We start from the raw sequence: 8,477 nt of genomic DNA on the forward strand, positions 1-8,477 counted from the left end.
GTACGGTCGAACCTGCCTGTATATCTCTGTTTGGTGAATTCTTGCTTAGGCTGAGGAGTAGCCCAATTCACCCGATTTAATCAGAACTATGTACGAAAGGAGAAATATAGAAAAAGAGAAGGAATGTTAATTACTGATTGAAGATGCTTTTCCGCCTGCTGTTTCGAAAATGCATTGTGGAAGACAACGAGTCGCTGGTTTGGGACCAGCTTATGGAATGGGGAGGGGTTTATATAAAATATAATATAATCAGAGTCAGCTTTAGAATATGAATAATGTTACCATCAAGGGATTGAGGATGCAGCTTCGCGGAAAAATAAAAAATGGCATGCTTGTTCGCTGCCTTTCGCTATTGGTCATCTCATTTTTCGGGATCAATTTTTCGACGGCTTATGGCGCCACCGCGGTTCAATCCGGGAACTGGAGTGATAGTTCAACTTGGGGCGGAGTGACTCCTTCGGGGAGTGAGGAAGATATCGCCATTCCAGCGGGCGTTGTCGTCACTTTGGACACGAATGTCGAGTGTGGCGAGATCATGGTCAATGGAGCCTTGATCGTCGCGCCAGCAGATCTCGCTTTGACCTGCGACTCGCTGATCGTGATGGGGGCTTCGGCCTTGTTCGAGGTCGGTACGGACACATCCCGATTCACCAACGAGTTCATATTGACGCTGAAGGGGGACGTATCGGAAAACTTCGTACACACTATGAGTGGACAAAGTCACGACATGGGAGCCCGAGCCTTGTTGGCTCTCATGGGAGGGACCATCAGTATGCACGGCGAAGATCGCATCGAGTGGACGGTACTTAATGCGAACGTCGATGCGGGTTCCAACTCCATTACAGTGGCTGACACCGTGGACTGGCGTCCCGGCGACGAGATATTGTTAGTCTCTTCGACCAATGATTGGAATGAGGCCGAAGAACTCATCGTTGCCTCTGTTACTGGTGGGGGAACGGTGGTGAACCTCACCACGAACGTGAGTTATTGGCACTGCGGAACGGTACAGCAATATTCCCGCCTGAGCGACAACAGGAGCTGGACTGCAGACCTGCGTGCGGAAGTCGGCTTGCTGACGCGCAATATCGTTATCCAAGGTGCCTCGGACAGTGTCAGCACTGGTTTTGGAGCTCACGTCATGATCCATGGCCCCATGGAAGACGGTGCGATGACGCACCCCTCAGGAGAAGGCTACATCAAAGGCGTGGAAATACACCGCGGAGGACAGGAAGGTATCCTCGCACGGTATCCATTTCATTGGCACTTGGTGCAGGGGGCTGGTGCCGGCCAGTATTTCAGTGACAATGCCGTGCATGACAGTTTCAACCGGGGCGTCACCATTCACGGCACGGATTTCACTACGGTCAGCAACAACTTCTTCTACAACACCATCGGGCACACCGTCTTTCTGGAAGACGGTGTCGAGAAGAATAACACAATCACCTACAATGTGGTGGCGCTGAGCGTACGTCCCGCACCGGGCACCGAGACCACGCCTTCGGACAATTCCGATGACGAAGCGCAGAACCGAACGCCAGCAGCGTACTGGATCACCAATCCCAATAATACCGTGGACTTTAACGTCGCGGCAGGAGGCGAGGGGACCGGCTTTTGGTATATCTTCCCAAGGAACAATCGAATTGGGCTTTCAGCGGATCTGGCGTACTACGACAGTGCTCCCATGGCCGATTCTGAGGTTATGGGTAGTTTCAATGGGAACATCGTCCATAGCTTTATGAATGGTTTTGATATATTCGATAGCGTTGATGCGAACCAAGCCATAGTTAAAAACACAGGTTGGAACGATTCTGGCGATCATGTCTTTGCTAACGCGCTTTGGTACGCGAACGACACTGCCATCTACACTGGCACCGGGGATCATGGCGATGAGTATCCGGTCGATAACCTGATCTTTCGTGACAATGTCATGGTCGATAACAAATTCGCGACGATGTTTGCCAGCTCTAGTAAGGTTGAAGAATCCGTCTTTGTCGCTCGTTCTGGATTGCCGCTCAACAGTAACCTCCGACGTGTTGCCCATCGGCTCTACGATGGCGCTGCGGATTTTGACGATTGCTATTTTGTAGGCTGGAATGCGCCGCTGCCTTATACGAGCTATTTAGACGAAGTCGGTGCGGCGGAACAACGCGTGAACTGGGGGCACTCTGTAGTTGAGACGGATCACCCTGGCATAAACATGACTATGGCGTTGCCTGACTTTGACTTTGGTGACGCCTGGACGAGCGGCGCGAATTCGTTCTCCCATCCCCGAATGTGGATTAGTGTGATATCCGATGGTGATGGGACGCTCACTGGATTGGCTGATAGCTCGCTGACCGCCAATCATAAGTGGTTTCTGATAGGCGATGAGACGCCCTATGCTGGCGGGGAAAACGTGATGCATGTACCTCACAAATTCGCTCGTATCGCGCAGCCGAGAAACCATAGAGGCGGTCCCGAGATGATTTTCACCCGCACAAAGAGCGGAACGCCAAGTGAAATGTTCTTTCGCGTTCTCGGGGACACGAATGATAATCATTCATTCCCGGCTATCGTGAATGAGGATTTTGAATACAGCGTTACATTCATGGGTACTCAGGGCTACAATCCTGCAGAATGGGTAATGGAGGATGCAGAACCAGGCGACGTCGCCATCGTTAAGTTTAATCACATTGGTAACCTTAGTGGCGTTGTCCCGAGCGGAACCGCCTACAATTCTGTAGCTGAGATCCTGTCGCCTGCATCGACCACAACGGGCCACTTCTTGGACGGAAATGGCGTTCTGTGGTTTCGTGTGATCGCCGATGCGGATGGAGAGGAATCGTTTAGCTTCGATTGGAGTAGTGGAAGCGCCGCGTATGTGTACAACGGTTCGGACGATCTTGATTTGGACGGGCGGAGCAATGATGCCGAAGGCGGCCCAAGCCGCGATACGGACGGTGATGGCCTTCCCGATTATGCCGACGCCAACAACGACAGCGACAGCATGTCCGACCTAGACGAACAGTTCTATGGCCTCGATCCTGACTCTGCCGCGGATTTAAGCTATGAGTTCGGTAGCCATGGCGCGGACGGTTTTGACTTCGAAGGAGGTACCGTGGGCCGTGACAATGTAAATGGCGCTTTTGAGTTCTATAATCCCGTCGGCGGTGAGACGTACATTCAGCTTTCCGAACCGGATTTAGTACGTTTTAGCGGAGATGATATTTCCACCATAACGATTCGCTTCCAGTCGGACACGGGTGGAAACTTAAGATTTGGGTGGTGGACTACTGATGGCGGTTTTTATACCCTCTTAGGTCCCTCCTACACAGGCGGTAGCGGCTACGCGGAGCATGTATTTAACGTCGGCGGCGATCCTGAATGGGCCGGTAAGACCATTAATAGATTGCGAGTGTTCGGCATCCAAGGCACTAACGCCGTGACCTCCGTCGACTGGGTTCGAGCTGGAGACCAAGGCAACCTGCCTCCGTACTTCCTCATCGATCCGATTACCGCTCCCAATGCGACAGTAGGTGTTCCAGTTGTGGGGAGCCTTGCGGGCACAGCGGCGGATCCGAACGGCGACCCGTTGATCTATTCCAAAGTGAGTGGCCCAGATTGGCTTACCATCGTTGGCAATGGTAATGCGACGGGTACGCCGAAGGCTGGCGATGTCGGTCTGAACGTCTTCCTCGTTCAGGTAGACGATGGTAAGGGCGGAACGGATACAGCGACCTTGGAGATTACCGTAGATGGGAACGGTTCAGTCGCGCTCGCGAACGCTGGTTTTGAGACGCCAGTGCAAACCACCTTCACCTACGGGCCATTTACCGAAGGTTGGACCTTTAATTCCAGCTCAGGCATCCAGGCAAGTGGATGGCAAGCGGGAGCAGCTCCTGAAGGTGCTCAGACGGCCTTCATGCAGGGCGGGAACTCGTTGATTACCCAATCGGTAAGCATCGATGCTGGGGACTACGAGGTGGCCTTCTGGATTGCCGACCGGACAAGTGATGCGGGCACGCAAACCGTTGAGGTTCGTTTTGACGGCACGCTTATTGGCACTTATTCGCCCACGAATGGCTCGTTTGCTGGGGTGACGACCAATTCCTTCACGGTGAGTTCATCGGGAACTTATGTGCTGGAATTTGCCGGGGTTGTTTCGGGTGATGTGACTGCGTTTGTGGATGACGTCTCTATTGTGGCGTCTGTGTCGAATAGCGCACCGGTCTTTACCAACGATCCGTTCAACACGTCGAACGCGACGGAAGGCGTGAACTATTCGGATACTATCTCAGGTTCCGCGACGGATGCCGATGGCGACCCGCTGAGCTACTCGGTGTTGAGTGGCCCGACCTGGTTGACGCTTACAAACGGCGGCGCCTTGAGCGGTATACCGGGCGCTGGCGATGTTGGCCTAAATACGTGGACCGTTGAGGTAGACGACGGTAATGGCGGCACGGATACTGCGACCTTGGAAATTACGGTTGTTGCATCTGCCCCGACGGTACTGCTTGATGACGACTTCGAGAACTTCAATACCACCGGTTGGAATACGGACTGGAAGCTCAGAACAGATAAATACAAATCTACGACGAGTTCGGTGCGAGGTAGCTACAATAAGAACGACTTGATCTCGCCGGATCTAGATACATCGGCCCATTCTTCGTTGACTGTTCAGTTTTGGTACAGGCCGCAGAATCTCGTCGATAGCGACAATGTCATTCTGCAGTTCTGGAACGGTAGCAGCTACGTCGACATCGAAGAGATCGGTCTCAATGGCCCCAATAAAACGTGGATTTTCTTTGATCAAACCTTCACGAGCTCTGTGAATCCTGAATATTTTCGCAGCGATTTCAAAGTGAAGATCGAAGCGACGGATATCTTCGAAACAAACCATAAGATCAATGTTGATGACTTCTATATTGAAGCTCAGTAAGCATCGCGAAGAGAACATAAGGTAGGCATATTATTATATGATTTAGGGTCCTGTCGGGCGAAGCCCGACAGGATCTATGAGCCCCTTTTGTGACGCAAGGCATCTCAGCCTCCGCCACTTAATCAAGGCTTTTTGCGTGTGGTATTACACAGTTTTTTAAACTATCAACGAGCTTAGACAGCGAAGAGCAGCAATACGTAGGAAGTGTCGTCTCTGTAGTCGCTGGTTGACTGTCAATGGGATTTAGCTTTGCTGTCATTTTTTCAATCACGGATATAGGTTTATGGACGGTGTGATCTGTGGAGCGCTTGGGCGATAAAACGATAGCTTAGTCGGCATGAAAGAGATACTGAAGAGCTTCTATCGTATAATTTGTGCACAGGACATTTTATCGCTTGGCGGAAGAATGATGAGAAGTGTATGGGCATTTGGTGCCATGTTGTCGCTTGATTCGATGGCTTCAGCACAGGGGGGCGGCTATGATGAGTCCAAGATGGAGTACATCGATAATGGGGTGATCAAGCTGGGCGTGAATAAGGGTTTAGGTGGAGCGATCACTTATATCGCGGACTCTCAGACAGAGAAGAATATCGTGAACAACTACGACTGGGGGCGGCAGATCCAGATGTCGTTCTTCGCGTATCCAATTCCTTATAGCGAGAACGGGAAGGATCCTGCGGCTCACTGGGAACATATCGGGTGGAATCCGATTCAGGCCGGTGACGACTATGGGAACGGCTCGGCTATTGTCGATTTTCAGAAGAGCGATACGACTCTCTATGTGAAATGCATTCCTATGCAGTGGCCCTTGGACAATGTGCCCGGCGAATGCACCTACGAATGCTGGATAGAGCTGGATGGCAATACTGCTCAGGTGCGGGCTCGACTGGTGAATAACCGCTCGGATCAAAACCAGTATAACGCCAGGCATCAGGAGTTGCCAGCGGTGTATAGCAACGGAGAGTTTTACCGTTTGATGACCTACCGGGGGGATCAGCCGTTCACGGGCGATGCGGTGGTTCGGATCCCGAAAAAGACAGGTGGCGGGTTTCCTTGGGATTATTGGCTGGCGACCGAAAATTGGGCGGCATTGGTCGATGATAACGACTGGGGGCTAGGTATCCATAAACCGGATAACTATTTTTTTATTGGCGGATTCGCGGGCCAGGAAGGTCAGGGCGGGACCTTCGATTCGCCGACGGGCTACATCGCTCCTTTACATACGGAGATACTGGACCACGACATTGTCTACGAATACACCTATACGCTTATTGTGGGTGACCTGACTGAGATCCGCGACTATGCCGTCGTGCAGGGGCAGGGGATGGGGCTGCCGGATTGGACTTTTGAAAACGATCGACAGCATTGGCGCTACAATGCGGTGGGTTCGACCGGAACGGACGCGGGGTGGCCGATTAACGACTATATTCAGCTTGATCTTGGGAAGAACCAATTGTGGGCGACCAGCCCTCCGAGATTGTGGCAGGCAGAAGAGGCTCCGGTTTTGTATATCAACGCTGCGTTCAGTACAAGTCAGAGCAAGTCGCGGGTAGCCTGGACGAATTATGAGTCAGACAGTTATGATCCGAGCTTTGATGGGAATGTGATCGCCTTCGATATTATTGGGGATGGTGAGTTCCGGACCTATGCGATCGATTTGGCGTCCGTTGAAAATTACGCTGGGGCCATGAGCTACTTGGGCTTCCAGCCGAGTCCAAGCCCGGAAGAGGGTGGATGGGTGAAGGTCAAGCGGATCTGGTTTGGGGCTGATCAAAGGCATCTCGACAGCTTTTCAGGTAAGATGGTGGGTAATGATCTGGCGCTGCAAGTCGGCGGTGGCCCGGGGCGTTCGTTTGCTGTGGAAGCGACCAGCGATTTGTCGGCGCAGCCAACGGTTTGGACGGATGTCGGCTCAGTAAGGCTGGATGAAGAGGGTGAGGGGCTTTTTGTGGAGCCCGGTGCTTCATTGCCCCGTTTCTATCGGCTAAAAGAGGCATCTGGCGCTGATGACCCAGTTGCTGGCGGTCCTGTCGCGAATGCCGGTTTTGAGACGCCGGTCCAAGCCACCTTCACCTACGGGCCGCTTACCGATGGTTGGACTTTCAATTCCAGCTCGGGCCTCCAGGCGAGCGGGTGGCAAGCTGGAGCTGCGCCTGAGGGCGCTCAGACGGCGTTCCTTCAGGGAGGATCCTCTTCCATTGAGCAGTCCTTGAGTTTGGAAGCTGGGGACTACGAAGTGGTCTTCTGGATCGCCGACCGGACGAGTGATGGCGGCATGCAAACCGTTGAGGTTCGTTTCGATGGCGCTCCGGTTGGTACTTTTTCGCCGGCGAATGGCTCGTTCGAAGAGGTTAGGACCAACTCTTTCACTGTGGCTTCGCCGGGGGATTATACGCTGGAGTTCGCTGGGGCGGGTTCTGGTGATGTGACTGCGTTTGTGGATGCCGTTTCGATTACGGCCAAGTAAACCCAATTACGAAAAGGTTTTGGTAGGGCTCGACCGCCGGGCGAGCCGCATTGCAGGATCTATGCGTCGCGGCGTGCCCGGCGGTCACGCCCTACCTAGGGGCATTGCCGCGAGGCCTCTCATTGAATCTGACTTTTTGTGAGCAGTAGGGAGCGAGTTCGCCTCAAGCGAAAGGATCGACCGTTTTCTTGCGGTAATCCGATGGGGTGACGCCCATGGCGCGGCGGAAGGTGCGGCCGAAGTAGCTGCTGTCGGAAAAGCCGCATTCGAGGGCGATCCGGGTGAGGGGGAAATCTGATTCCTTCAAGAGGTGGGCGGCGTTGCGCAGCCGCACCTGCAGGATGTATTCCGACGGCGTCATACCCATGCTCTGGAGAAATGTGCGTTGGAAGGTACGCACTGTCATGTGGGCCAATCGGGCGAGGTGGTCGTTGGATATTTTTTCGGGATAGTTGCTTTCAATGTAGGCAACGGCATCGCCTAGCCGCAGGAGGTCGGTGGTGTCGGTATTGCTTTTAGGGGCGTCGGAATAGCATTTGGAAAGCATGATTACCAGTAGCATGAAGAGCCCACGGGCCTCGATGCGATAACCTGGTTCCTTTCCGGACGTAACGGCGGCGAGCTCTGAAACCCATTCGCTGATGCGGGTGAATTTTGCGCCTTCGACGGTCAGGCGGCTGCGAAACTGGTGCCGGTCACGGAGTGCCGGCTCGAGGGAAAAGAGAACGTGGTATCCGGGGAGCTCGCGCGTGTCCCAGTGGTCCATATCGAGTTTCTTGGCGTCGAACATGACGTTTGCCACGGCAAAGCCCTTTGGTTTTTGGTAATCATGGACTCGGCCCCGTTTGATCACAAACACATCGCCCGCCTTGACGACGTAGGTTTGGTCGTTGGTCGTGTGGGTAGCGGTGCCGCTGAGCACGACCACAAGTTCGTCGAAGGAATGGTGGTGCGGCGAGACGGCTGGTTGCGGGTCCTCATAGTTTACGGAGATCGGCAAGGAGAGGTCCGGTAGCCATTCGGTATAGGCTTCCGTACGAACTGAAGGGGACTTTTCGTTCATGGTTGGGGAGACTCTGGAATTGGGGGGGG

The 8,477-nt window shown here is 53.4% G+C and carries 3 protein-coding genes; 2 read left to right on the forward strand and 1 reads right to left on the reverse strand.

Annotated features, from left to right (window positions below):
• Positions 1 to 268 precede the first annotated feature (268 nt).
• Together JIN87_RS24430 and JIN87_RS24435 are read left to right on the forward strand one after the other, a co-directional pair.
• The gene (locus JIN87_RS24430) at positions 269 to 4,918 is read left to right on the forward strand and encodes an Ig-like domain-containing protein (protein WP_200358572.1); all 4,650 of its coding nucleotides are present in this window, start codon (positions 269 to 271) and stop codon (positions 4,916 to 4,918) included.
• 406 nt (positions 4,919 to 5,324) lie between these two features.
• The gene (locus JIN87_RS24435) at positions 5,325 to 7,385 is read left to right on the forward strand and encodes a hypothetical protein (protein WP_200358574.1); all 2,061 of its coding nucleotides are present in this window, start codon (positions 5,325 to 5,327) and stop codon (positions 7,383 to 7,385) included.
• 163 nt (positions 7,386 to 7,548) lie between these two features.
• Here JIN87_RS24435 and JIN87_RS24440 read toward each other — a convergent pair.
• On the reverse strand, positions 7,549 to 8,477 hold a 929-nt coding region (locus JIN87_RS24440; RefSeq protein WP_200358576.1), incomplete at its 5' end, for a helix-turn-helix domain-containing protein.

This window comes from Pelagicoccus mobilis (genome assembly GCF_016595505.1).
In the GTDB taxonomy this organism is placed as follows: domain Bacteria; phylum Verrucomicrobiota; class Verrucomicrobiia; order Opitutales; family Opitutaceae; genus Pelagicoccus; species Pelagicoccus mobilis.

Coding starts and splice junctions, on each gene's coding strand:
- JIN87_RS24430 (WP_200358572.1), top strand. CDS start 269: ATGAATAATGTTACCATCAAGGGATTGAGGATGCAGCTTCGCGGAAAA.
- JIN87_RS24435 (WP_200358574.1), top strand. CDS start 5,325: ATGATGAGAAGTGTATGGGCATTTGGTGCCATGTTGTCGCTTGATTCG.